We start from the raw sequence: 24,322 nt of genomic DNA on the forward strand, positions 1-24,322 counted from the left end.
TATCATTTACTTTTTTTCTTCTCGATTTAACTGCTTGATTCACTGTTAAATATACAAAAAACAAACCAAAAAAACAATTAAAATAACTGATAATCAACGTATTAAATCCATAACTTAATGACATTGGCCTAAAGGTCCCCAATAGAAAGAGTCCAGTTTATATTTATTCAGGTCCCACCATGCATAATATCCACGTTGCACATCGATTGTTTTTGACGTATTCTCAGGTGGAATAGCTAAATCTACTGTAGAATGTCCCAATGTCATAGGTGTTTTGTTGTACCAGTCATAGACATCCTTAGGTTTCATGCATCGTCTGAGATTATTGTTCGGGTTATTGGTAACATCGTTGACGAAGCTCTGGGTGAAAAGATTTCTCCAGATCACAGGACCCCAAAGAAGACCTCCGTTATCCTGAACGACATGATAGTTGTATTTATCCAGATATTCCGGTGAAATGACCTCTGAAATGCTTGTGTTATAGGTTTTAAAGCCCGTGTTATTACAGGTATGGAGTACATTGGCAAGGAAGGAAGTGAACGGATAGAAATCTTTTTCCAAAACCCCTTTGTTTAACGTAACCCCTGAAAAATCATAAGGTCCGTCTCCCATATATGCATACTTGAATTTCAGGTTGCCAGGATTGGAAACGTTTAGCATTTTTAAAGTGGACATTGCTGCGTGCGCGCCCTGGGAATAACCTGCCAGGAAGTATTCATCATAGCGTTTTATTCCCTGCTGGGCCAGAACTTTATTGGCAGCCTTTACAAAATCTATTGTTGCTCCGGCTTCCGTAGCATAATCTACATAGGGATGAACCCCGTCTCCGGTTCCCATGCCCACATAGTCAGGAGCCATTAAAATATATCCATTGAGTGCATAAGAAAGTTCGACGACAAATCCGGCTGTTAAAGCTCCTTTAAAGTTAGAAGGGACATTATCCCTGCTGTCTGTAGTTCCGTGGTCAGATACGACCGTAGAGAGCTTAAAATTGACGTTAGGGTACATCAGTAGCCCAGTTGCCTTTACTAAAACATTTTTTTCATTTTTGGTGTAATAGGTGATTTTGTATCCTTTGAGGCCTACATTGAAACCGTTGAGATAACTGACGAAGTCAGGAGCATTCTGTTCGCCAAGACTATTGGCAATGAAATCAACAACGCCCTGCGGGGTCAGATCCAGCTTTTGTTCAACATTCACAAGGTCTCCTGCCTGTTGAGCAAAAAAGAACGGTGCTGTTAAACCTAATAAAAGCATCGAGATTTTTTTCATATCAATATTTTTTAGTGATATTAAAGTAGATATTTTTAATAAAACTATAATAACATTAATGGATCAATAATTATTCAATGAATATAAGTTCCCCGGAAAGTGAGTAAAACAAGGAGTCCGGCCATTCGGCCGGACTCCTATTCTGTATATTTTGGGCTTTTAATTAAAAAGCATTGATTCCTGTAATATCTAAACCGGTGATCAGTAAATGAACATCATGCGTTCCTTCATAAGTGATCACAGACTCCAGGTTGGCTGCATGTCTCATCATCGGGAATTCACCCATGATTCCCATACCCCCAAGGATTTGTCTGGATTCTCTTGCGATATCGATAGCCATTTTTACATTGTTACGTTTAGCCATTGAAATTTGTGCAGGACTTGCCTTATGATCATTTTTTAGATTTCCTAACTGAAGACATAGCAACTGAGCTTTTGTGATTTCTGTTAAGAATTCAGCCAATTTCTTCTGCTGAAGCTGGAAAGCACCAATTGGTTTTCCAAATTGTCTTCTTTCTTTAGAATACTGAACGGCTGTACAGTAGCAGTCAATTGCTGCACCAATTACACCCCATGAAATTCCATATCTTGCTGAGTTCAAACAAGATAAAGGTTCTTTTAATCCGGTTACTCCCGGAAGTAAGTTTTCTTTAGGAACTTTTACATCATTGAATACCAGTTCTCCGGTTTTCGATGCTCTTAAGCTCCATTTATTATGCGTTTCAGGGGTGGTAAAACCTTCCATTCCTCTTTCAACGATCAGTCCCTGTACTTTTCCTTCTTCATTTTTAGCCCATACTACTGCGATGTCGCATACCGGAGAATTCGTGATCCACATTTTGGCACCGTTCAGAAGATAATGGTCGCCCATATCCTTGAAATACGTTTCCATAGAACTTGGATCAGATCCGTGGTTGGGCTCTGTCAATCCAAAAGAACCGATCATTTCTCCCGCAGCAAGCTGAGGAAGGTATTTTTTCTTCTGTTCCTCAGAACCGAATTCGTTGATTGGGAACATCACCAGCGAGCTCTGTACAGAAGCAGCAGAACGTACCGCAGAATCTCCTCTTTCCAATTCCTGCATAATCAAACCGTAAGAAATCTGATCTAACCCTGAGCCACCGTATTCAACTGGAATGTATGGACCTAAAGCCCCGATTTTCCCCAATTCTTTCATTAAGCCAGGAATATCAGTATGATTTTGCGCGGCCTGGTCAATTTGCGGCATTACAAAACTCTCCACCCAATCTCTTACCGATTGACGGATCAGTTTGTGTTCTTCAGTAAGTAAAGCATCAATTCCGTAGTAGTCTGGAATGCTTGTAAGAGGATAATATGACATGATTTTTTGATTTGCCTAAAAGTAAGACTTTTCGTGTGGTTTGAAAAATTTTTTTGAAAATCTTTATTGTCTTTGATTCTCAATAAGATAAAACTGCATCAGCAGGATTTCAGCAGAAATACAGCCTCCTAAGATTCCTCATCGTTGGAGATAGGATATTGATTGGCAGCATTGTGTACCTTACTTTTGAACTTATAGAGATACGGAGCTTTGTTCGCAGATCCGTCATAAAATTTCTCTAATCTGTCCAGAATATTTAAACTTAATATCTTGCGCTGGAAATTATTTCTCCTGAATTTCTGGTTCAAAATAGTTTCATACAGCGACTGAAGATCTTTCATGGTAAATTTCTCCGGAAGAAGATTGCTGGCGGCCACCTCTGTATTGATATTCATACGCAGGTATTCCAGGCCGGTTTCTATGACCCTGTCGTGGTCAAAAGCCATTTTAGGAAGCTTATTAACCTCAAACCATTCGCAACTTTCATTGAAGGCATCCGGAAAAGTATTGGCAACGGAAAAATCGATCAGGCTACAGTAACCCACTGTAATAAATCTCTGGAAGATCCAGTGATCTTTGGGAACCTCGATTCCTTTATTGTTAAGAAGGATCTGGTGAACATTATTCTCTGTACGGTCAATTCTTCCGAAAGTGTGGAACTGTTTCAGAAAAAGATCCTGAAGGTGTGTTCTTTCATAGAGTACTCTGGCAGCGGCCTCACGAAGATCTTCATCATTAAAAACAAAGCCTCCCGGAAGCGACCACAGATCCAGATCGTGGTACTTTAAAAGCAAAACCTTCAAAATATTATTGTGAAAACCAAATATCGTGCAGTCAACAGATACGTGTGCTACAAAATCTTTTGTATCAATAAGTTCCTGAAGGGTTTCTTTGTTTTTGGTGTCTTTGATTTTCATGGGAGTAAAAATAAAATTATTTTCTATAATTTCTTTCCTGCGAGCTTAAAATATATTAAACTCACCGTAAAAAGCACAGAAACAGCAAGTAATATGTATAGAGGATAGTAGTTTAACAGTTGTTTTCCGAACAGAACAGACATGAGAATAGAACTGACAGAGCTGCCCAGTGATGAAAAAATCACAATCAGTGAAGTAAACAGGTTGATTTTTTCTTTATTGACCTGTGCAATCATTTTTGAGTTGATGACTGGGTAGAGTGGTGACAGAAAAAGCCCGATTACCGGAAATAAAAATAAAATGATGCTGGAATGTACAGAATCAAAATACTGGATTCCCAGGATTATCAGAAGCACAGCCATAATTAAAGAAATACACAATACATAATATTTTGATAATGAGAACCTCTGAATGACATTGGCAGTTACCGTTCTTCCTGCATACGAAAAAAGGGCAAGGAAAGAAGTGGCCTGTAAAGCAAAGAATGAATTGACGTTCAGGTGGTTTTTATAAAAGGAAGGAAGCCATGAATTGAAACCCTGTTCTACATACACAATAAAGAAAACCACAGCAAGAAACGCAATCGTTGCCGGTTTTGCAAATGCTGAAAGTTCCGAAATAAGGCTTTCTTTCTCCGTTTTTTTAGCTTCCGAAATATTTAATTTTGAAAATAGAAATATTGTTACCACGCACAGCACCGCTATAGACAGGAACCCGAATTTCCAGAATTCGGAATAACGACTGGAAATCAGCCATCCAAAACCCATATTGACTACAAAAATACCCGCCATAAAGGTGGCTTCTACGCTGTTCATCATCCTGGCAAGAGATTTTTCATCTGAAATATTATTTCTGATAATGCCGAAAACGCAGATCTTACCTACCGCAAAACAGGTTCCGATAATAGCAAACCATACCTTATAAAACCAAAAATCTTCTACGAATGGAAGAAGACAAGAACAGATTCCTACAATAACCAGGGCAGATATAAGAGCCTTTTTAGTCCCAGTTTTACTGATGAAATTCACAGCGAAAAGGGAAATAAATGCGATCGGAAGATCCTTGAATGATTCTAAAAAGCCTAACTTTTCATAAGTGATCTTTGCTTCCGAAAGCTGAAGAATCACAATGCCCATGCAGTTCAAGACCATTGAGAAAATAAGGAAGGTCAGTTTTAAAGGAAGTGAAATATGGGAAAGCTTGGCTGTCATTTTGGGGATTTTTTTATTCGTTTTTTTGGGTAATTTTATGAATTATGAAGTGAATATAGTGCTTTGAACTCCCAAAAATAAACGAAAAATTAAAATAATTATGAATAGAATGTTAATTAATTAAAAAAAAATATATTTTTATTGTCTCAATTTGAGAATTAAAAACTAACTGTATATGAATCTAAGAATATCAAGGAGCCTGGGAATGGTTGCTGTGCTGTATTTTACAGCGAATTTCAGTGCACAGACCAGCGTAAAGGACACTGTTCCTAAAGAGAATAAGATTGAAGAGGTTATCATGATCGGTTATGGTAGCCAGAAAAAAAGTAATGTGACAGGAGCAATATCAAGTATAAAAGCTTCGGACATTGAAAATTCTCCCACGGCAGGAAGACCAGAACAGATTATGCAAGGGCGAGCTGCTGGTGTTAGTGTAGTATCAAACTCAGGGCAACCTGGGACAGCTGCTACAGTGCGTGTGCGTGGAATCACAAGTTTTGGTGCCGGAAGTAATGATCCGTTATGGGTAGTAGATGGAATTGTAGTAGACAATATCGGATGGCTGAACCAATCTGACATTGAAGGAATGGAGATTCTTAAAGATGGTGCTTCTGCTGCTATTTATGGTGTTTCAGCTGCAAAAGGGGTAGTTCTTATTACGACTAAAAAAGGAGCAAAAGGAAGAATGAATCTTTCTTATAATGGTTTCTTTGGAGTGGGAAGCGCCGCAAAAAAACTGGACCTACTGAATGCAACACAATATGGGAATATTATGAATGAAGTGATTGCCAATGATAATATGTATAATAATTCCAATACTCCTAATCCTCCAATGTTTGCTAATCCAAACTCATTGGGAACAGGAACGGATTGGCAGAAACAAATTTTCAATTCGGCACAGCGTCAGTCTCATGAATTTAGTATCAGTGGAGGAAACGATAAATCTTCCTTCTATACTTCATTTGGATATTATGATCAGCAGGGCATTGTATTGAGAGATATCTCAAATTATAAGAGAATTAATGCCAGATTTAATTCAACACATAAAGTTTTTGACTTCTTAACAATAGGGCAGACTTTTGCTTATACTCATACAAAGTCTCAGGGAATTAATGATAATAATGAATTTGGAGGGCCTTTAAGCTCTGCCATTAATCTCGATCCTGTTACCTCTGTTTTAGCTACAGATCTTAGTCAGCCTGTTTATACGAATAATCCCAATATTGTAAGGGATGCCAATGGAAATCCTTACGGAATTTCACCCTATGTAAGTAAAGAGATGTCTAATCCATTAGCATTTCAGGAAACTCAAAGGGGGAGATACAAATGGGCGGATGATATTGTTGCCAATGTTTTTGCTGATTTAAAAATCAATAAACATATCAATTTTAAATCGACAGTCAATGGGAAGTTGTCCTATTGGGGAAATCAGGCCTTTACTCCATCAGCGTTTCTAAGTACCGCAAATAACAATCTATCTAATAATTTATTCAGAGAAGTTCAAAGAAAATTCGAATGGAATACGGAGAACACCCTTACTTATCAAAATAAATTTGGAGAACACAATCTAAGTGTTTTACTAGGTCAGGGTTATTACGAATATAACATTAGTTACGGGCAGAATGCTACATTCAAGAACCTTCCAACGAATGATTGGCAAGAAGCTTCATTTAATTTTGATGTTGGAGAATCTAACAAAACTTCTAATGCCTGGGATGGAAAGCAAACCCATAAAGCGTCTTATTTTGCAAGAGTAGTTTACGATTATAATAACAGATATCTTTTCACAGGTACAATCCGTAGAGATGGATCATCAAAATTCGGAAGCAATAACCACTGGGGGAATTTTCCGGCAATGTCATTAGGTTGGAATGTATCCAACGAAAGCTTTTGGCCTGAAAACAAAATTGTTACCAGCTTTAAATTAAGAGGTGGATATGGTGTATTAGGAAATGATGCGATTGATGATTTTGCATTTGCCAATTTCCTTGTTCCGGGTAGTAATTATACTTTCGGAGATAATATTATTCATGTAGGATATGCACCAAGTACATTAGAGAATCCTGATCTGAAGTGGGAAAGAACATCGCAATTTAACATTGCGGCAGACCTTAAACTTTTCAGAAATTTTGATTTAAGCGTTGATCTTTACAGAAAAAAGAGTACCGATATCTTAAGAAGAGTTGAGCTTCCGGGATATTTAGGGTTAAGCCAGAATCCTTTTAGAAATATTGGGGATATGAATAATGATGGGATTGAAGTGACTTTAGGCTATAAGAAGAATTGGGGCGATTTTGGGATGTCTGCAAACGGTAATTTTGCCTATGTAAAAAATGAAATTTTAAGATTGGAAGGAAACAGAGAGTATGTTAATTTCGCTGGTTTCCAAACATTGGGGAATGTATCCAGATTACAGGTTGGAGAATCTTATGGCTCTTTTTACGGATACAGAAATATTGGTGTGTTCCAAAATCAGGCAGAAATTGACGCTTACAGAAATTCAAGCGGACAACTACTCCAGAATAAGGCAAAACCGGGAGATTTCAAAAGAGAAGATGTAAATGGTGATGGGGTCATTGATATCAAGGACTATGTTAACTTAGGTAATTCTGTACCAAAATATACATTTGGTTTTACTCTAAACATGAGCTATAAGAATTTTGATTTAATGGTATTTGCACAGGGACAGGCCGGAAATAAAATTTTCCAGGGTTTGAGAAGACTTGATATACCGGAATCAAATTATCAGACATCAATTTTAGACCGATGGACAGGTGAGGGCACTTCTAATACAGTAGCAAGAGTAACTAAAGATGATCCTAACCAAAACTATACAGCAATGTCTGATTATTATTTGCAAAAAGGAGATTATCTGCGTATCAAATTAGTTCAGGTAGGCTATACACTTTCTAAAGATATAGCAAAAACGATCGGAGCTTCCAAAATAAGATTTTATGTAACAGGAGAAAACCTGTTAACCTTCACAAAATATACAGGTTATGATCCTGAAATTGCAGGCGCAGATACTTTTGGTATAGACAGAGCTTTCTATCCACAGGCTAGAACTTTCCTTTTTGGAGCTAATGTTCAATTTTAATTAAAAGAAAAATGAAAAATAAAAGTTTTATATATAAAAGTATTTCCGTTTTAATGCTTACGGGAATTAGCTTTGGAGCTGTTTCTTGTAACGATGGTAATTTAGAAGATGTTAAAAATACAGGAACCTTCGATTCAAATAATTATTTTAAAAACGAAGAGCAATCTTTCGCGGGACTTGTTGCGACGTACGATATGATGAGAAAATATTCGGGCGGATTTGAAAATATGGTAACATTCTTTAATGGCGCTTCTGATGATTTCTATTCTGGTGGAGGAAATTCTTCAGATGGAGCAGGTATCCAAGGATTTTCAAATTATACACTTAATCCGGTGATTATGCCGGCCAGTTATTGGAAAGATTATTATCAGGGAATTGCAAAAGCAAATCTTTTATTGGATAGAATTCCTAATGCCAATATGAATGATCAAACAAGAAAAAGATTTATTGCAGAAGCAAAAGTTTTGAGATCATTATATTATTTTGAATTATTAAGAATGTTTAAAAATATTCCTTTAATATTAAAGCCTGTTCTGGTAACAGATGATTATTATAATATTCCTCAAGAAGATCCGGCAAAAGTTTATGCACAGATAGAAAATGATATTGTGTCAGTACTTGGAGATCTGCCAATGACTATTCCGTCAGGTAATCTAAACGAGATTGGTAGAATTACACAAGGCTCCGCAAGAGCGATTTTAGGTAAAATTTATTTGTATGATAAAAAGTATACATTAGCCGCGTCTGAATTTCAGCAAGTAAATGGCACACCTGGACAAATAAGCCAATACGGATATAAGCTGGTTGCTAATTTTGCAGACCTTTGGGTGATAGATAATAAATTTACAACAGAATCTATCCTGGAAGCAATGCATACTAATAAAGGAAACGGAGTTTGGGATAACTGGGGATCTGGTAAAGATGAAGGTAATGCAGTAAATCAGATGGTTGGAATAATTTCTTATGGAACTAATACAAACATTCCAAATAATGATGCTCCAAGTATTCATTCTGGTTGGGGATTTAATCCTATAACAGATGATTTATTTAACTTTATGCAAGGTGATCCGCGTATTAATGCAACTATTTTTAATGCTAAAAGCTTAAAACAACAAAATAAAATCACTTATTCTGCAGGTTTTAGAGATACAGGATATTTTCTAAATAAATATTTACCAAGAAAAGCTGATGAGTCTACTCAACCGGGAAATACAGAACTTAATTTTCGTCAAAACTATATCGCCATTCGATTGGCAGACACTTATTTAATGGAAGCTGAAGCATTAGGTAGCTCAGGAGCAAGAGCACAAGCCTTGTTAGATGCTGTAAGAGCAAGAGTAGGTTTGGCACCAGTTACGGTTTCTTTGCAGGCGATTAAGGATGAGAGAAGAAGAGAGTTAGCAGGTGAAGGTCACAGATGGTTCGATTTGGTAAGGTGGGGCGATGCTTCCGCTAAACTAAGTTCAAGAGGATTTATTACAGGTAAAAATGAAGTATTGCCAATTCCTTTCAATGAGCTAATCAATACAGCTTTAAAACAAAACCAAGGTTATTAAAGTATGAAGTTTCACAACTTATATAGTTTCTTTTTTAAAGGTACTGCGCTGCTTTGCGGCGTGGTGCTTTTTCCTTTATCGTGTGCATCCGTTGGAGCAGATAAAGAAAGTGAGGTTCAGTCGTGGCTCACCAAGGACAATGAAAGTGTAAAATTACAGCAGCAAGCTCCGGTTAGGTTTGTCAAAAATGCCAATAACTGGCAGAATATTGAAATTGATGATACTCAGAAGTTTCAATATGTTGACGGTTTTGGATATACCCTCACAGGAGGCAGTGTTGAAGTAATCAACCGTCTTTCCCCTTCAAAAAGAAAAGCTTTGCTCAATGAACTTTTTGGAAATGATAAGAATTCTATTTCTATCAGTTATCTCAGATTAAGCATCGGAGCTTCTGATCTTGATGGCAGAGTTTTCTCTTACGACGATCTTCCGGAAGGGCAGACAGATCCCAAGCTTTCAAAATTCAGTCTGGCCAATGATAAAGACCTTATCGCTATGCTGAAAGAGATCCTGGCAATTAATCCTAAAATTAAAATCATTGCGGCTCCTTGGTCACCTCCGGTTTGGATGAAAGATAACGGTAAATCAAAAGGAGGAAGTTTAAAACCTGAATTTTACAGCGTTTACGCAGAATATTTTGCAAAATATATCCTTGGAATGAAAAAGGAGGGAATTACCATTGACGCTGTAACACCTCAAAACGAACCTCTTCATCCGGGAAACAATCCAAGTCTTTTTATGCCGTCTGATCAGCAGAGAGATTTTATCAAAGGTCATTTAGGTCCGGTCTTTAAAGCCAATAATATCAAAACAAAAATTGTAGTCTACGACCATAACTGCAACAAACCAGAATATGCCCTTGATATTCTGAAAGATCCAGAAGCTTATCAATATATTGATGGCTCAGCCTTCCATTTGTATGAAGGTGATATTTCCGCTTTAAGCACGGTGCACAACGCATTTCCTGATAAAAATTTGTATTTTACCGAGCAATGGACGGGATCGAAAGGTACTTTTAACGAAGACCTGAACTGGCACATTAAAAACGTAGTCATCGGTTCCATGAGAAACTGGAGCAGTATTGCTTTGGAATGGAATGTAGCGAATGATCCACAATATAAGCCTCATACAGACGGAGGATGTACGGAATGTAAAGGAGCAATAACGGTTTCAGACAGTGAAAATTTCACCAGAAACGTTTCCTATTACATCATTGCGCACGCTTCCAAATTTGTTCCTGCAGGTTCTCAGCGTATTGCTTCCACACAGACAGAAACACTTTCCACGGCGGCATTTAAAACCCCAGCCGGAAAAACGGTACTGATTATCCAGAATGGAAAAAGTACTGATGAAAGTTTTAATATCAAATATAACGGAAAGATTGCTCCCGTCATCCTTTCAGGAAATTCGGCAGCAACTTATGTTTTTTAATTTAATATCATGAAAAGAGTTTATTTCTTACTGGCATTTTCAGCATTTGGAATGAATGCTTACGGGCAGAAAACAGTTGATCAGAAAGTAGCAGAGCTTTTGTCTAAAATGACATTGGAAGAAAAGGCAGGGCAGATGGTCCAGTATAGCGGATTTGAATATGCTACCGGACCTCAGCAATCTAACTCGGCAGCAGTTTTAGAAGAAATAAAAAAAGGAAAGGTAGGCTCTATGCTGAATGTTGCCGGAGCGGAAGAAACAAAAGCTTTCCAGAAGCTGGCTCAGCAATCCAGACTGAAAATTCCTTTACTGTTCGGGCAGGATGTTATTCACGGATATCGTACAACCTTTCCGGTCAACTTGGGTCAGGCCGCAAGCTGGGATCTTGGACTGATAGAAAGATCAGAAAGAATTGCGGCTACAGAAGCTGCGGCTTACGGGATCCACTGGACTTTTGCGCCTATGGTGGACGTTGCCAGAGATCCTAGATGGGGAAGAGTGATGGAAGGTTCTGGGGAAGATACCTATCTGGGAACACAAATCGGGTTGGCGAGAATCAAAGGATTTCAGGGGAGAGGTTTAGGAAGTCTTGATGCTGTGATGGCCTGTGCCAAGCATTTTGCTGCATACGGTGCAGCAGTCGGCGGAAGAGATTACAATTCTGTCGATATGAGTTTAAGACAACTTCATGAAATATATCTGCCTCCATTTAAAGCTGCTGCGGATGCGGGAGTGGCTACATTTATGAATTCTTTCAACGATATCAATGGAATTCCGGCCACGGCAAACCAATATATCCAAAGAAATCTGTTAAAAGGAAAATGGAATTATAAAGGTTTTGTGGTTTCGGACTGGGGAAGTATTGGTGAAATGATTCCTCACGGTTATGCTAAAGATGCCAATGAAGCAGCTCAAAGAGCAATTCTGGGGGGAAGTGATATGGATATGGAAAGCCGTGTTTATATGACGGAACTTCCCAAATTGGTCAAAGAAGGAAAAGTAGAGGCAAAATGGGTAGATGATGCGGCGGGAAGAATTTTAACCAAGAAATTCGAGATGGGACTTTTCGATGATCCGTACAGGTTCAGCAATGAAAAGAGACAGAAAGAGCAGACCAATAATCCGGAGCATAGAAAATTTGGAAGAGAATTTGGCTCCAAAAGCATTGTTCTCCTTAAAAATCAGGGAAATATTCTTCCGCTTTCAAAAACGGTAAAGACTGTTGCCTTAATCGGACCTTTCGGAAAAGAGACTGTAGCTAATCATGGTTTCTGGTCTATTGCCTTTAAAGATGACAACCAAAGAATCGTTTCGCAATATGACGGGATTAAAAATCAACTCGATAAAAACTCAACTTTATTATACGCTAAAGGATGTAATACCGATGATCAGGATAAATCTATGTTTGCAGAAGCAGTGGAAACTGCAAAAAAAGCAGACGTGGTGATTATGACCTTAGGCGAAGGACACGCGATGAGTGGCGAAGCAAAAAGCAGAAGCAGTATCGGTTTCTCCGGCGTTCAGGAAGATTTGCTTAAAGAAATCGCTAAGACCGGAAAACCAATCGTATTAATGATCAATGCCGGAAGACCACTGATCTTCAATTGGGCTGCAGACAACATTCCTGCTATCACCTATAATTGGTGGTTGGGAACTGAAGCTGGAAATTCTATTGCTGATGTTCTGTTCGGAGCCGTGAACCCCGGAGGGAAACTTCCGATGAGTTTCCCGAGAACAGAAGGGCAGATCCCGATTTATTACAATCATTACAATACGGGAAGACCTGCAAAAACCAATACAGAAAGAAATTATGTTTCAGCGTACATTGATCTGGATAATGATCCAAAGTTTCCGTTTGGTTACGGTTTAAGCTATACGGATTTTAAATATTCTGATATGGTTTTAAGTTCAGCCAGTCTCAAAGGAAATCAGACATTGACAGTTAGCGTGACCGTTTCCAATACCGGAAAATATGATGGAGAAGAAGTGGTACAGTTGTATATCAGAGATCTTTTCGGGAAAGTAGTGAGACCGGTGAAAGAACTGAAAGGTTTTCAGAAAGTAGCCATTAAAAAAGGAGAAAGCAGGAAAGTAGAATTCAAGCTGACTCCGGAAGATCTGAAGTTTTTTGATGATGAACTGAATTTTGATTGGGAAAGTGGTGAATTCGATATTATGTTGGGAACTAATTCTCAAAACGTACAGACGAAAAGAATCATCTGGACTCAATAAGATATTCAATAGGAGCGGGCTTCAGCCCGCTTAATTTAAAAAAAATAAAAAACGGCTTTAGCCAAAACCTAATTAGTAGAGATGCATTCATGAACATCAAACTCCAAAATATCATTCAGCTTTGTACTGTGGGAATAGTCATCTTTTCTGCGACTAGCTGTGTTTCAAACAAACCAGATTCCGGGAAGAAGTTGATCTGGAACGATGAATTTAATGGAAAAGGGCTTCCTGATTCCTTAAAATGGAACTATGATGTAGGTGGAGATGGCTATGGAAACGAAGAAGCCCAGTTTTATACCAAAAACAGGCTCGAAAATGCCAGAATGGAAGACGGCAATCTTGTTATTGAAGCCAGAAAAGAGAATTGGCAAAAGAATAAGTATACCTCCGCAAGGCTTTTAACCAAAGGGAAGTTTTCCTTTCAATACGGAACAGTAGAAGTAAGAGCAAAGCTTCCCAAAGGTCGCGGAACATGGCCCGCTATCTGGATGATGAGTGAACATATGAAAGAATGGCCGGATGATGGCGAACTGGATATAATGGAACATGTAGGTTTTAATCCGGGCTATGTTCATGCTTCGGTACATACCAAAAAGTATAATCATATTCAAGGGACACAGAAAACGGATACTTTGATCGTGAAAGACGTAAGTGAAAAATTCCATGTCTATAAAGCAGACTGGACTCCGGAAAAAATTGACGTATATATTGACGGACAAAAGTTTTTCACTTACGAAAATAAAGAAAAGACCTATGAAGCATGGCCTTTCGATCAGCCTTATTTTCTAATTTTAAATCTGGCGGTAGGCGGTTTCTGGGGTGGAAAAGAAGGTATTGATGATCGTATTTTTCCACAAAAATATTATATAGATTACGTAAGAGTTTATCAAAATAAATAATGAAGCGAGGGCAGTTGAGTCCAAAAACAGAAAGAAAAAGATTATGAAAAAACTAATTGTGAGCTGTCTGGCAGTTGGAGCGTTGTTAAACATCAATGCACAGAACTACTGGAAGAAGAATGCAGGGAAAACAGCGAAAGTTATTTTAACCAGTTCCAAGACCAATGAAAAGATGGCGGATAAAGGAACGGTTAAGTTTGAGAAATTCGGCCAGCCGAAAGAAACAGATGCCTGTATCTTCGTGGATCCTGATTTTAAATATCAGAAACTGATCGGAATAGGAGGTGCCATCACGGATGCATCTGCCGAAACTTTCTATAAAATGCCGAAGAATAAGCAGAAAGAGATTATGGAAGCTTACTTTGGAAAAAATGGACTGGGATATACAGTAGTTCGTACGAATATGAACTCTTGTGATTTCTCCAGCGATTCTTATACCTATGTGGAAGATAATGATACGGCTTTGAAGACTTTCAATATTGCCCATGACGAAAAGTATAAAATCCCGATGATTAAAGAAGCTCAGAAAGCTATCGGCAAAGATTTTACCTTCTATTTTTCTCCTTGGAGCCCACCGGCATGGATGAAATCTAATAAAAGTCTGTATAAAGGAGGCAGACTGGAAAACCAGTATTACCAGACCTGGGCAGATTACTATATTAAATTCATCAAAGAATACGAAAAGAGAGGAATCAACATCTGGGGACTGACGGTTCAGAACGAGCCGATGGCCACACAGAGCTGGGAGTCCTGTATTTATTCTGCAGAAGAAGAAGGAGAGTTTCTTAAAAACAATTTAGGACCAACTCTCTGGAAGAACGGGTACAAAGATAAAAAAGTAATGATCTGGGATCACAACAGAGACCTGATCTATCAAAGAGCAACCACTACTTTAAGTAATCCTGAAACGTCTAAGTATGCCCATGGAATTGGCTATCACTGGTATGAAACCTGGAACAATAAAACCCAGCTTTTTGATAACTTGACAGAAACCCAGAGAGCTTTTCCTGATAAATTCCTGGCTTTTACAGAAGGATGTAAAGAACAGTTTAATATGTCAAAAATTTATGACGTGAGCTTAGGAGAATTATACGGCAGAAATATGCTTAATGATTTTAATAAAGGAACCGCTTTGTGGACAGACTGGAATGTGCTGCTGGATGAAACCGGAGGCCCGAACCATGTCGGGAACTTTTGTTTTGCACCGATCATTGCTGATACCAAAACAGGAGAAGTACATTATACTTATGAATATTATTATGTTGGTCATGTTTCAAAATACATTAAGCCGAATGCTCAGAGAATCGGAAGTTCTTCCAACAGGGCAGCTCTAACGTCAACTACTTTCATGAATGAAAACGGGCAGTTGGTTACGGTGATCATGAATGATTCTGAAAACGATATTGAAACGAATCTGTGGATTGAAGGAATGTCTGCCAGGCTATCGGCACCTGCACATTCTATACAGACTGTTATTTTATAAAATCAAATTTTATTTTTAGCGGAAGATTCCAGCCTTGAACTTTTGGTTCATTTTGTTTCAAGACAAAAGAACAAGTACAAAAAATAATTAATTTCTTCATATTAGCATTATTTTAAAGAGAACCGGCGGCCTCGTAGAGGCCGCCGGTTTATTTTTGATAAAAATTATTAATCAGATTAACTATTTTTACTTTCAGCGTCATATTTGTCCACAACTTTTTGCGAAACCCCTGTATTGCTGAACCCTCCATCGTGGAAAAGATTCTGCATCGTTACCTTTTGAGTAAGGTCAGAGAACATGCTTACACAATAGTTCGCACAGTCAAGCGCCGTAGCATTTCCTAGTGGAGACATATCGTCTGCGTACCCTAAGAAACCTCCGAAGCCTTTCACGCCGCTTCCTGCCGTAGTAGGAGTAGGAGATTGAGAAATTGTATTGACACGTACTTTTCTTGCGCCCCAATAGTTTCCGAAAGATCTTGTGATGCTTTCCAGATAGGCTTTGTTGTCTGCCATATCATTATAATCCGGGAAGGTTCTCTGCGCTGCAATATAAGTAAGGGCAAGAATGCTTCCCCACTCATTCATACAGTCTTTTTCCCAAGCTACACGCATTACTTTGTGGAAAGAAACAGCGGAAATATCCCAGCCTTTTTCTAACCAGTCGTAATTCATTTCTGTATAATGCTTTCCTTTTCTTACATTTACGGACATGCCTATTGAATGAAGGATAAAATCTATTTTACCATATTTCGCAACAGCAGCATCAAAAAGTTTTTCAAGATCTTCCACAGAAGTAGCATCTGCACCTATCACTTCAGAACCTGTTTTTTCTGCTAAACCATTAAGTTCTCCCATTCTCAACGCAATAGGAGCATTGGATAAGATAAATTCAGCACCTTCTTCATGACATCTTTCTGCAACTTTCCACGCGATAGATTGCTCATTAAGGGCTCCAAAAATAATTCCCTTTTTGCCTTTAAGTAGACCGTATGACATAATTTTTTAATGTTTATTTAAATACAAATGTAGCAATAATTTGTGTTTGCGACATAATAAAAATGGAGCCTTATTGATTTAAGACTCCATTTTTTTGAAAATATTTATATGACTGAAATTTTAATTGGTTTTCTTATTCCATTCTGCTTTTACATCCTCTGCTGCATCTTTTGTTTTTTCCCATGCATCATTGGCTTTATCTTTAATGTCGTCCCATGCATCAGAAGCATTATTTTTTACCTTTTCCAACCAATCTTCCTGGCTAGCTTCCTCATCATTGTTTCTTTTTTCATTGATATAATCTTTTGCTTTGGCAGCTAGATCTTCAATTTTCCATTTTGTATTGTCTGCTGCATTCTTTAAAGAATTTTCTGTGTTGTTCACTGCATCTTCCGCTTTGTTGTATTCTGAATTGTTCATAATGTGTAATATTTTATTGTTGTGTACCAGTAATTAAACAAGAACCATTCCTAAAATCCGGGGCTACTGTTAAAATTTTCTTAATTTTTTGTTATACTTTTCTAAATCAGCACTAACTTTAATGTAAAATATACTGTTATGGAAAAAATACGCTGTGGCTGGTGCGAAAAAGATGATCTCTACAGGCAATACCATGATGAAGAATGGGGAAAACCGGTCTATGACGATGAAACCATCTTTGAGTTTTTGGTTCTTAAAAGCTTTCAGGCAGGGTTGAGCTGGTATACCATTCTTTCTAAAAGAGAGAATTTCAGAAAAGCTTTTGATGATTTTGATTATCAAAAAATTGCTCTTTATACTGATGAAAAAATAGAAGAGCTCATGAAAGATTCCGGTATTATAAGAAACCGTCTTAAAATTAAGGCGACAGTTTCCAATGCACAAAGATTCCGGGAAGTACAGCAAGAGTTCGGCAGTTTTTCCACTTACATATGGGGTTTTGTAGAAGGAAAGCCTATTGATAATAGCCCGGCGGCTTTAGAAGATGTTCCTGCTGTAACAGACATTTCGGACGCTTTGTCTAAAGACCTTAAGAAAAGAGGGTTTAAGTTTATGGGATCTACAGTCGTTTATGCTCATATGCAGGCGACCGGAATGGTCAATGATCATATAAAAAGCTGTTTCATCAGGCAGTAATGAATTTTATTCAATTTTAATTGATAATAATGTAATTGTATCTGGCGTTTTTTTAATCTAATTGTTGCTGTGTCGCTTCAGAAGGGTTTTTGGGGCTGTTTAATATTTAAAAATGTTTCATTTAATAGTGATTAATGACACTGATTTCATAGACGATTTGGGATAGGTTTAATATATATTTTTGCTAATCTCTAATCTCTAATCTCTAATCTCTAATCTCTAATCTCATATCGACAAAATACGCCAAATGGTCATGCAGTTTTTCAGTGAAATGAAGTTCAGCATTATTTATTTTGGATGATGATTTTTCAAAACTGTACTTTACTTTTATACTGAATTCAAAATTGTCGACAGAAAAATCGGGCTTGTCTTCATAGAGTTTTTTCAGATGGCTTTTGATCAGCTCATCTTTGTTATTGAGAATAGAGTGGAGCTCAACGGAAAGGGTATCTTTTTCCTCATCAAGTTTAACCAGTTTCATTTGATAATTATATTCCATTCCATCTACCAATCTGGAGTTGAACTGGAGTTGGCTGGATAAAAAGCTGAAATGCTCATTGGGAGGGAAAATAAGGCTGTATATTTCCGGGAGCAGCAGAACGTACTGAAGATTTTTTTTCAATCCTGTGTCAAAGTCCTTCAGTCCTTTTTCGTAATTGGAAATCATTTTAATCTGATCCTTCTCTTCCGGGAAAACAGAAGAAAGTTTGTTCTGTTTCCAGAGTTCCCAATCTTTCCAAAGGTCTTCTTTTTTCTCAACGGACAGCATTTTCCCGTCGAGGTTTCTTTTAATAAAAAGGCTTCTGGAGATATCCGAAAGCGCCAGACTCTGCATTAAGAAAGGTTTCATAATGTGATCTTCCGTATCTCCGGTAATGTGAAGGAGCTCTATTGTATTATACAGAAAGTTATCATCCTTGTCCTGCTTCAGGACAATATCTGATGTCGTTTTTAAAGAAATAGGCGGATTCTCCTTTCCCATCAGAAAAGTATTCTCAACGGTCAGTGTGTAGGGTTGTGAGAATGATTCCAGCTGTAAAAGCGGGATGTTTTCTCCAAATAAAGATTTTGATAGGCTCATTGGTGTATGTGATGGGACAATTAAGTGTTCTTTTGTTTACAGCGATCATTTTATCCTACATATCATCAAATTCATTTCTTTCAGGATCTATATCTATATAATTAAGACTAAAGTTTTCTTGTAAATAGGGCAGCATTTTTTCTTCTATTAATAATGATTTTTCAATACTTATAACTACATCATCAATATCTTGCTTCCCGATAATTTGCAGCCAGTAAAATTTTTGAAGCTCTTTTTTTAATTGATAATAATTATCAAAATATTCATCCTTAATAATGTTACGCTGGTACAGAGGGAAGCTGGTTAAACAAATTTTGATAATCTAAAAGGTATTCATAGTCTAAATAATTTTTAGGACTATCAAACCAATGTTTAGAAAGGTCAGCAGTTCCAAATTGTTCAATGAGTTCTATTTTTTCATTTTCTTTTGTAAACTCTTTCAAAAAAATATTATTTTTCTTTTTATTAGAATAGAATAAGATTGTTTTTCCTAAATCACCATACCAGGATATTTGTTTATTATCAAACAGTATAAAATCTCCATTAACTATTTCACCTTTAGAAAAGACTATCATTAGATTATACTTAAGTATATTATTATCATAAAAATTAAATTTTATTGTCATAGAATCAATAGCGACCTGACAATAAGGTTTTTCATCCTTGTAATAATTGATAGTATATTCCAGTTCATTTTCAAAAGCATAATTAGCCCATTCATCTGGCGTATATTTTAAGAAATCTTTTGGAACATTTTGGCTAAACTCTGTTGATAAATGAACTTCTAATGTGGTTTGTTCATCCATTATTTTGTTCATTATTCCATTATACTTCGAAAATTCTGTTTTATACATTTTATAATACTTATTGCACAATATCTAAATACTCCGGTTTTAGAATACTTTTGTAGTCCAGTAGGTATTCATAATCTTTATAAGTTTCAGGACTTCTTATAAAATTATGAGATATATTAACTTTGGTTTTTTTTACCTCAGTGTTACTTTTATTGGATTCTTTATCAAGGGTTGTAATAAATATATTTGTGTTACCATTTAATTTAAAAGCTAATTCATTTTGTATTTCCTTGTCAGAGTCCTCAAAATAATTATTAATTTGCCCTAAAAACAATTCATCATTAGGAAATTTTTCATTTCTGTTCTGTTTAAAAACAATATCCATGTTAAACTTAAAATAGGTCATTGACAAATATATTTTTAATTCTCCTTCAATGTAATCCAGAAAGTCAACGGTGATATCGAAAAAGCTATTTGTAATATGGGCAATAGATTTTTCTCCATTATAAAATACTAGGTGGTACTCTTTGTTTTTTTCAAAAGCATATTTAGCCCAATCTTCAGTGCTCTTGAGAGCTTCTTTTTCTTCTTTATTAGGTTTCTTTTCTACGACTAGGTCACAAATATTTTCTAAGGTATCCTCTTCAGACAAGATCCTTTTTAGTAATTGATTGTATTCTAAAAACTTTACTGTATACATTTTTTCTATAATTTATTTATAATCCAGGTATTTGGGAAATATCGTCAATAATGGTTACTCCTTTTTTTGCAGCATGATCAATAATTTCTTTTGATAAACCTTGAGCATTTTCAACATGTAAAAATACCTTTTCCTTTAATACGGTTCCTAATTCGTCAGAATATGACTGACCATATTTTGCAGCATTATCTATGTAGCTTTTAGCTGTTTCTTTTGCTATTTTTGATAAATCAGTAGCTTTCCTTTCTATTATTCCTACACCTTTAATATAAGAATCGATAAATCCTTTTTTTCCATTTTTTAAAGAAACATGCAATTCCGATCTAAATAATTTTCCAGCATTGGTTGCAAGCTCTTCTGTAAAAGCATTCATCACATTGTTAAAACTATTACCTCTCATAATATTCTGAAACCATTTCTGAGATTCCAGCATCATCTGGGACAAGCATCGTCCAGAGTTGTGGACTAACAGGGCTAGAAGTCCTACAAAATACGTATGAAAATGAGCTACCGTAAAGTTATAAACTTTTTTAGGTTCGTAGCTGTATTCTGTTTTTTCAATGGAGATTTTAGTTTGTCCTTTGGTGATAATTTTTTCTCCTGCTTCAAGTTCAGATGCATCTTTCCATCCGTTTTCTGTATAAAAAGGATGAATCGCTGTAGTCTCAATCACTTCAGCTTCCGTATAAATACTAATGGTATGATCGCTTTCATTAACCATCAGATCAATAACAGGTTGCAGTGCGACGGTATCTGTGTCCTCATCATAAGCCCAGACCATATCACCGACCGTTATATCTTCAATGTTTTTAATGCCCTGTTCCGTATGAACGGGTGTGCCTGCCGGAAAACAGGCAAATACACAGGTTTTAAGCAGTTTTTTCGCAATATCGTCGACGCTTTTCTTTAAAGCTTCCTTGCTTAATTTTTTGAGTGCCGCTTTTCCCATTTGTTGCAAGGCCTCTTTCGAAACTGCTTTAGCGCCTGCTTTTATGGCGCCTTTTATTCCAGCTTTAGCACCCTGCATCGCTACAGTTCCGGTTCCAAAGGAAACAACTCCCACGGCTATAGAAGCTACATCCCAGATCAGAAAACCGGCGTTCATAGCAGCGCCCCAGCCATCGCCGGTTTGTATATCGTTGATGAGGTCTCTTCCGCTTCCCCAAACCGGGATCATCCCTTCAACTAATCCTGCTTCACCCACGCTATCGCCCTGTCCGTTGTCATCCAGTTCGCGTTGTGCCTGGTCCTGCATATCTTTTACTTCCTGGGCGGCATCATCCGGGAGCGGAACCTGTCCGCTGGTCATAAATTCTACTTTTCCGCCTACCGGACAGCGGCAGGTACTTTTACCGATCAGGGAATGTATTCCGTTTATTTTTACCTGCCACGTATCCTGCCATGTCATAGGGACAGTGGCAGGGGTGCAGGGTCCTCCGGTAATTTTGCATACTTTAAAGGACGGTATATTGATAAGTGGTGTGGCATCTTTATTGGTCGCCACCAGACAACCGTGGATTTTAACCTTGGTATTGTAGGTCGGCTTGAAAAAGTCCGGCGCGGCACCCTGATCACACATCATCAGGGCATTCAGCGTTATGTATTCTAATTCATCCATGATCTGTTGTTTAGAATTACATAATATTGGTATCCCCTGAAGACATTACGGCTGTAGGTCCGCCAGTGATTGTAAGTGCCGAATCTGTGGTTATATCCATAGTGCCTCCTTTACTGGAAAGTCCTAAAGCGCCTGCCAGTGCGGTGATGTCTATGGTTCCTTTTCCGGCTGAAGCGGTAATCCCTTCACCCGATATGGTAATAGAGTTTTCGCCTACTTTCAGAGTAATACTTGTCTTTCCGTCAAGCATGATGTTTCCACCGGCATCCATCTGCAATAGCGATTGCGGGGGAGCGTCTTTTTTTCCACCCACGTTGATGACACTGGAGTTTCCTGCGTTGGTGGTGTGATTGGCATTAGCATTGGTGGTGGCATTTCCGCCTCCGTCAAACTTCATATTCGCTCCTCCCTGATCTGTCAGAAATACAGATCCTGCTCCGTCATCCAGCTCCAGTTTATTGCCGCTGCGGCTGCTTAAACTTTTAACGTTATTGTTCTGTCCGCCACCGCCGCCAACACCACCATGAAACATTCCTCCCATTACAAAGGGACGGTCCGGATGCTGGTGTACAAAATTGACAACCACCTGGTCTCCAACTTCAGGAATAGCCATAAAACCGCGGTTTTTACTTACCTTATCGCTTCCGCCTGCATCAGGAGTCATCACGCGGATAAATTCTGTGTTATCCTGTCCATTTTGCCAGTCAAACTGAACCTGTATGCGTCCCTGGTTTAAAGGATCAGTGCTTGAAATAACTTTAGCGAACTGAGGGTCTGCTTTTGGCATCTGAAATTCAGGTCGGGGCATAAATCCGGTATCTGCTGCGATAGCTTCGAAATTCCCCGTATAATAACCTCTTCCATCTACCTCATGACTGATTTCTGTAATCATCAACTTGGTAAAGTAGGCCGTTTTATTGGTTTCAGATTTACGCATTTCTACATCTGCAGTACATCCCGGATACAAAAACGGGACACTGGTGGTTCCGGAAGTCATAAAGACATCTACTGCCTTACTTCCAGCCGTACCTTTCTGTGAGGCATCAATATCCATAAAGGTTGATGCTTTGATTGGAGCTATTCTTAAGGAAGGGGTTGTAAATGTTTTTTGAGATATTTCATACGCACGTTTCGCAATATCGGATTGATGGTTTATTTTTGAGGTTCCCGTTGTGAGCTTTTCATTTTTGCTGCTGTTGTAGCCATAAAAAGAGGGATTCACGTGCTGGGCTTTCATTTTAATCTTTATATCATGTACGCTGCTTCCATAAACCAATTGTACCGGTTTTTCCTGTGGTGGAAGTTTCCCAAAATGAAGAACTTCACCATCATAATAAAACTGTTCGCCGTAAGCTTCTGCTATCCTTGCGAGATAGTTGTAGTGGGTTTCTTCATATTGTGAGCTGTAGGAAACATTTCCATGCTGGGAATCTACTCTGAAATCGAATTTATTAGAGCCTAAGCCTTCTTTGATGACCCAGTCTGCAATACTGTTCAGACTGATCTCCTGTGTACCGCCGAAACTTTGGATGTGGGGTGCCGCATCCAGGAGTACGGTAGGGCTGTTTCCGGTAAGTACAATATTACCCAGACTGCCTTTGTCCTGACTGAATCCTACTTCTGTGATCACTCCTACAAAATTCCTTTCCGGACTTTCTTCTACATCTTTATATTTAAATACGACTGTGATCCTTTTACCAAGAAAGTTTTGTGTCTGCTCCAGATTATGATTTTCCGCATCTCCCAAAGTATCATGGGCTAGGGTTAGATTGAATTCATGATGTTTAATGGCACTCTGAGTGAGTTTAAAATGTTTGAAGTGCTTTATAATTTTACCTTCAATAATGATTTCAAGCTTGACCACACGGTTGATCCCCAAAAGTTCGCTTGTGGGAATAGAGCTGGCATTGTATATTTTGGAGGTAGGCTGTTCTGTCCAGATTTTATTTTCTGATACCAAAGCTGTATTAGGCTGGGAAACTTTGTTCATAAAGTTATCAGCATAGGAGAGTGTCTGTCCGGCTGTCTGTACAGTTTCCTTTATTTTATCAGCTTTTTTTACGGTTTCTTTACCTGCATTGAAAGTTGCCGGTTCTATACTATCCAGATCTTTTTTAGATTTTGAAATCTGGTTCTTTGATGATTTACTGTCTTGGAACATAACATATTTTTTCTGGTTAGTGTATGTAAACATCAGCCTGGCGAACAGGTCTGCATTATAGTTTTTTCTTGTCGCTCACTGCAGATGAAAATACTACCTGATCCATGTCAACAGATGATATCTTTGGTGAGGACTTTATCGTTCTTTTTTCACTTGATGTATGGGTAAAACCCGCTCTGTTTACTATTTTAAAATACAGTTAATGTTTTGTTTTCATAAATTTAATATTCTGAATTACAGATTAATATCGGTGTTGTGAAAATCACGTTCCTGTGAAAACAAATATAAGAAGCAATGGCTCGAATCAGAAAAAATTGGAATGCTATTTTACTTTTTGTCGTAGTTTTACTACTAACGATTGTTAGGCTCAAAATGAGACAAAAAACATGGACGCAGATGCACCTTCGTATGGAA

At 37.7% G+C, this 24,322-nt stretch carries 18 protein-coding genes; 7 read left to right on the plus strand and 11 right to left on the minus strand.

Annotated features, from left to right (window positions below):
- Positions 1–114: 114 nt before the first annotated feature.
- The 4 genes from HHL23_RS07475 to HHL23_RS07490 form a co-directional block, all read right to left on the minus strand.
- Positions 115–1,272, minus strand: coding sequence for a lipase family protein (locus HHL23_RS07475; protein ID WP_228464667.1), 1,158 nt, complete (start codon positions 1,270–1,272; stop codon positions 115–117).
- A 163-nt stretch (positions 1,273–1,435) separates the two neighbouring features.
- Complete coding sequence (locus HHL23_RS07480) at positions 1,436–2,614, minus strand: acyl-CoA dehydrogenase family protein (protein ID WP_169234190.1); 1,179 nt, start codon at positions 2,612–2,614, stop codon at positions 1,436–1,438.
- 128 nt (positions 2,615–2,742) lie between these two features.
- Positions 2,743–3,531, minus strand: a complete 789-nt coding sequence (locus HHL23_RS07485; protein ID WP_169234191.1) for an NUDIX hydrolase — start codon at positions 3,529–3,531, stop codon at positions 2,743–2,745.
- 23 nt (positions 3,532–3,554) lie between these two features.
- A complete protein-coding gene (locus tag HHL23_RS07490; protein ID WP_169234192.1) occupies positions 3,555–4,742 on the minus strand; it encodes an MFS transporter in 1,188 nt (395 codons plus the stop codon).
- Between the two features lie 175 nt (positions 4,743–4,917).
- Between HHL23_RS07490 and HHL23_RS07495 the strand changes: the two genes are divergently transcribed.
- The 6 genes from HHL23_RS07495 to HHL23_RS07520 all read left to right on the plus strand — a co-directional run bounded on the left by HHL23_RS07495 (position 4,918) and on the right by HHL23_RS07520 (position 15,440).
- Positions 4,918–7,839: a SusC/RagA family TonB-linked outer membrane protein gene (locus tag HHL23_RS07495; protein ID WP_169234193.1), complete on the plus strand. Its 2,922-nt coding sequence runs from the start codon at positions 4,918–4,920 to the stop codon at positions 7,837–7,839.
- 11 nt (positions 7,840–7,850) lie between these two features.
- The gene (locus HHL23_RS07500) at positions 7,851–9,395 is read left to right on the plus strand and encodes a RagB/SusD family nutrient uptake outer membrane protein (RefSeq protein WP_169234194.1); all 1,545 of its coding nucleotides are present in this window, start codon (positions 7,851–7,853) and stop codon (positions 9,393–9,395) included.
- Between the two features lie 3 nt (positions 9,396–9,398).
- Complete coding sequence (locus HHL23_RS07505) at positions 9,399–10,826, plus strand: glycoside hydrolase family 30 protein (protein ID WP_169234195.1); 1,428 nt, start codon at positions 9,399–9,401, stop codon at positions 10,824–10,826.
- A gap of 9 nt (positions 10,827–10,835) precedes the next feature.
- A complete protein-coding gene (bglX, locus tag HHL23_RS07510; protein WP_169234196.1) occupies positions 10,836–13,058 on the plus strand; it encodes a beta-glucosidase BglX in 2,223 nt (740 codons plus the stop codon).
- A gap of 89 nt (positions 13,059–13,147) precedes the next feature.
- A complete protein-coding gene (locus HHL23_RS07515; protein WP_169234197.1) occupies positions 13,148–13,957 on the plus strand; it encodes a glycoside hydrolase family 16 protein in 810 nt (269 codons plus the stop codon).
- A gap of 43 nt (positions 13,958–14,000) precedes the next feature.
- The gene (locus HHL23_RS07520) at positions 14,001–15,440 is read left to right on the plus strand and encodes a glycoside hydrolase family 30 protein (protein WP_169234198.1); all 1,440 of its coding nucleotides are present in this window, start codon (positions 14,001–14,003) and stop codon (positions 15,438–15,440) included.
- A gap of 176 nt (positions 15,441–15,616) precedes the next feature.
- Here HHL23_RS07520 and HHL23_RS07525 read toward each other — a convergent pair whose 3' ends face one another.
- Positions 15,617–16,438: an enoyl-ACP reductase FabI gene (locus HHL23_RS07525; protein WP_169234199.1), complete on the minus strand. Its 822-nt coding sequence runs from the start codon at positions 16,436–16,438 to the stop codon at positions 15,617–15,619.
- A gap of 120 nt (positions 16,439–16,558) precedes the next feature.
- Positions 16,559–16,858, minus strand: coding sequence for a hypothetical protein (locus tag HHL23_RS07530; protein WP_169234200.1), 300 nt, complete (start codon positions 16,856–16,858; stop codon positions 16,559–16,561).
- Between the two features lie 138 nt (positions 16,859–16,996).
- Here HHL23_RS07530 and HHL23_RS07535 point away from each other — a divergent pair, with 138 nt between their 5' ends.
- Complete coding sequence (locus HHL23_RS07535) at positions 16,997–17,554, plus strand: DNA-3-methyladenine glycosylase I (protein ID WP_169234201.1); 558 nt, start codon at positions 16,997–16,999, stop codon at positions 17,552–17,554.
- A gap of 205 nt (positions 17,555–17,759) precedes the next feature.
- On the opposite strand, the gene HHL23_RS07540 is transcribed toward HHL23_RS07535, so the two are convergent.
- From HHL23_RS07540 to HHL23_RS07560, 5 genes are all read right to left on the minus strand, one after another.
- Complete coding sequence (locus tag HHL23_RS07540) at positions 17,760–18,635, minus strand: hypothetical protein (RefSeq protein ID WP_169234202.1); 876 nt, start codon at positions 18,633–18,635, stop codon at positions 17,760–17,762.
- 278 nt (positions 18,636–18,913) lie between these two features.
- Complete coding sequence (locus tag HHL23_RS07545) at positions 18,914–19,441, minus strand: hypothetical protein (protein ID WP_169234203.1); 528 nt, start codon at positions 19,439–19,441, stop codon at positions 18,914–18,916.
- A 58-nt stretch (positions 19,442–19,499) separates the two neighbouring features.
- On the minus strand, positions 19,500–20,129 hold the full coding sequence (locus HHL23_RS07550; protein WP_169234204.1) for a hypothetical protein: 630 nt from the start codon (positions 20,127–20,129) through the stop codon (positions 19,500–19,502).
- Between the two features lie 16 nt (positions 20,130–20,145).
- Complete coding sequence (locus HHL23_RS07555) at positions 20,146–21,747, minus strand: polymorphic toxin-type HINT domain-containing protein (protein ID WP_169234205.1); 1,602 nt, start codon at positions 21,745–21,747, stop codon at positions 20,146–20,148.
- Positions 21,748–21,763: 16 nt separating this feature from the next.
- A complete protein-coding gene (locus tag HHL23_RS07560) occupies positions 21,764–23,908 on the minus strand; it encodes a type VI secretion system Vgr family protein (RefSeq protein WP_169234206.1) in 2,145 nt (714 codons plus the stop codon).
- Positions 23,909–24,322: the final 414 nt, after the last annotated feature.

Source organism: Chryseobacterium antibioticum, assembly GCF_012927325.1.
GTDB lineage: Bacteria > Bacteroidota > Bacteroidia > Flavobacteriales > Weeksellaceae > Chryseobacterium > Chryseobacterium antibioticum.

Coding starts and splice junctions, on each gene's coding strand:
- HHL23_RS07515 (WP_169234197.1), top strand. CDS start 13,148: ATGAACATCAAACTCCAAAATATCATTCAGCTTTGTACTGTGGGAATA.
- HHL23_RS07495 (WP_169234193.1), top strand. CDS start 4,918: ATGAATCTAAGAATATCAAGGAGCCTGGGAATGGTTGCTGTGCTGTAT.
- HHL23_RS07505 (WP_169234195.1), top strand. CDS start 9,399: ATGAAGTTTCACAACTTATATAGTTTCTTTTTTAAAGGTACTGCGCTG.
- HHL23_RS07475 (WP_228464667.1), bottom strand. CDS start 1,272: ATGAAAAAAATCTCGATGCTTTTATTAGGTTTAACAGCACCGTTCTTT.
- HHL23_RS07550 (WP_169234204.1), bottom strand. CDS start 20,129: ATGTATACAGTAAAGTTTTTAGAATACAATCAATTACTAAAAAGGATC.
- HHL23_RS07480 (WP_169234190.1), bottom strand. CDS start 2,614: ATGTCATATTATCCTCTTACAAGCATTCCAGACTACTACGGAATTGAT.
- HHL23_RS07490 (WP_169234192.1), bottom strand. CDS start 4,742: ATGACAGCCAAGCTTTCCCATATTTCACTTCCTTTAAAACTGACCTTC.
- HHL23_RS07540 (WP_169234202.1), bottom strand. CDS start 18,635: ATGAGCCTATCAAAATCTTTATTTGGAGAAAACATCCCGCTTTTACAG.
- HHL23_RS07560 (WP_169234206.1), bottom strand. CDS start 23,908: ATGTTCCAAGACAGTAAATCATCAAAGAACCAGATTTCAAAATCTAAA.
- HHL23_RS07485 (WP_169234191.1), bottom strand. CDS start 3,531: ATGAAAATCAAAGACACCAAAAACAAAGAAACCCTTCAGGAACTTATT.
- HHL23_RS07520 (WP_169234198.1), top strand. CDS start 14,001: ATGAAAAAACTAATTGTGAGCTGTCTGGCAGTTGGAGCGTTGTTAAAC.
- HHL23_RS07535 (WP_169234201.1), top strand. CDS start 16,997: ATGGAAAAAATACGCTGTGGCTGGTGCGAAAAAGATGATCTCTACAGG.
- HHL23_RS07525 (WP_169234199.1), bottom strand. CDS start 16,438: ATGTCATACGGTCTACTTAAAGGCAAAAAGGGAATTATTTTTGGAGCC.
- bglX (WP_169234196.1), top strand. CDS start 10,836: ATGAAAAGAGTTTATTTCTTACTGGCATTTTCAGCATTTGGAATGAAT.
- HHL23_RS07555 (WP_169234205.1), bottom strand. CDS start 21,747: ATGGATGAATTAGAATACATAACGCTGAATGCCCTGATGATGTGTGAT.
- HHL23_RS07530 (WP_169234200.1), bottom strand. CDS start 16,858: ATGAACAATTCAGAATACAACAAAGCGGAAGATGCAGTGAACAACACA.
- HHL23_RS07545 (WP_169234203.1), bottom strand. CDS start 19,441: ATGGATGAACAAACCACATTAGAAGTTCATTTATCAACAGAGTTTAGC.
- HHL23_RS07500 (WP_169234194.1), top strand. CDS start 7,851: ATGAAAAATAAAAGTTTTATATATAAAAGTATTTCCGTTTTAATGCTT.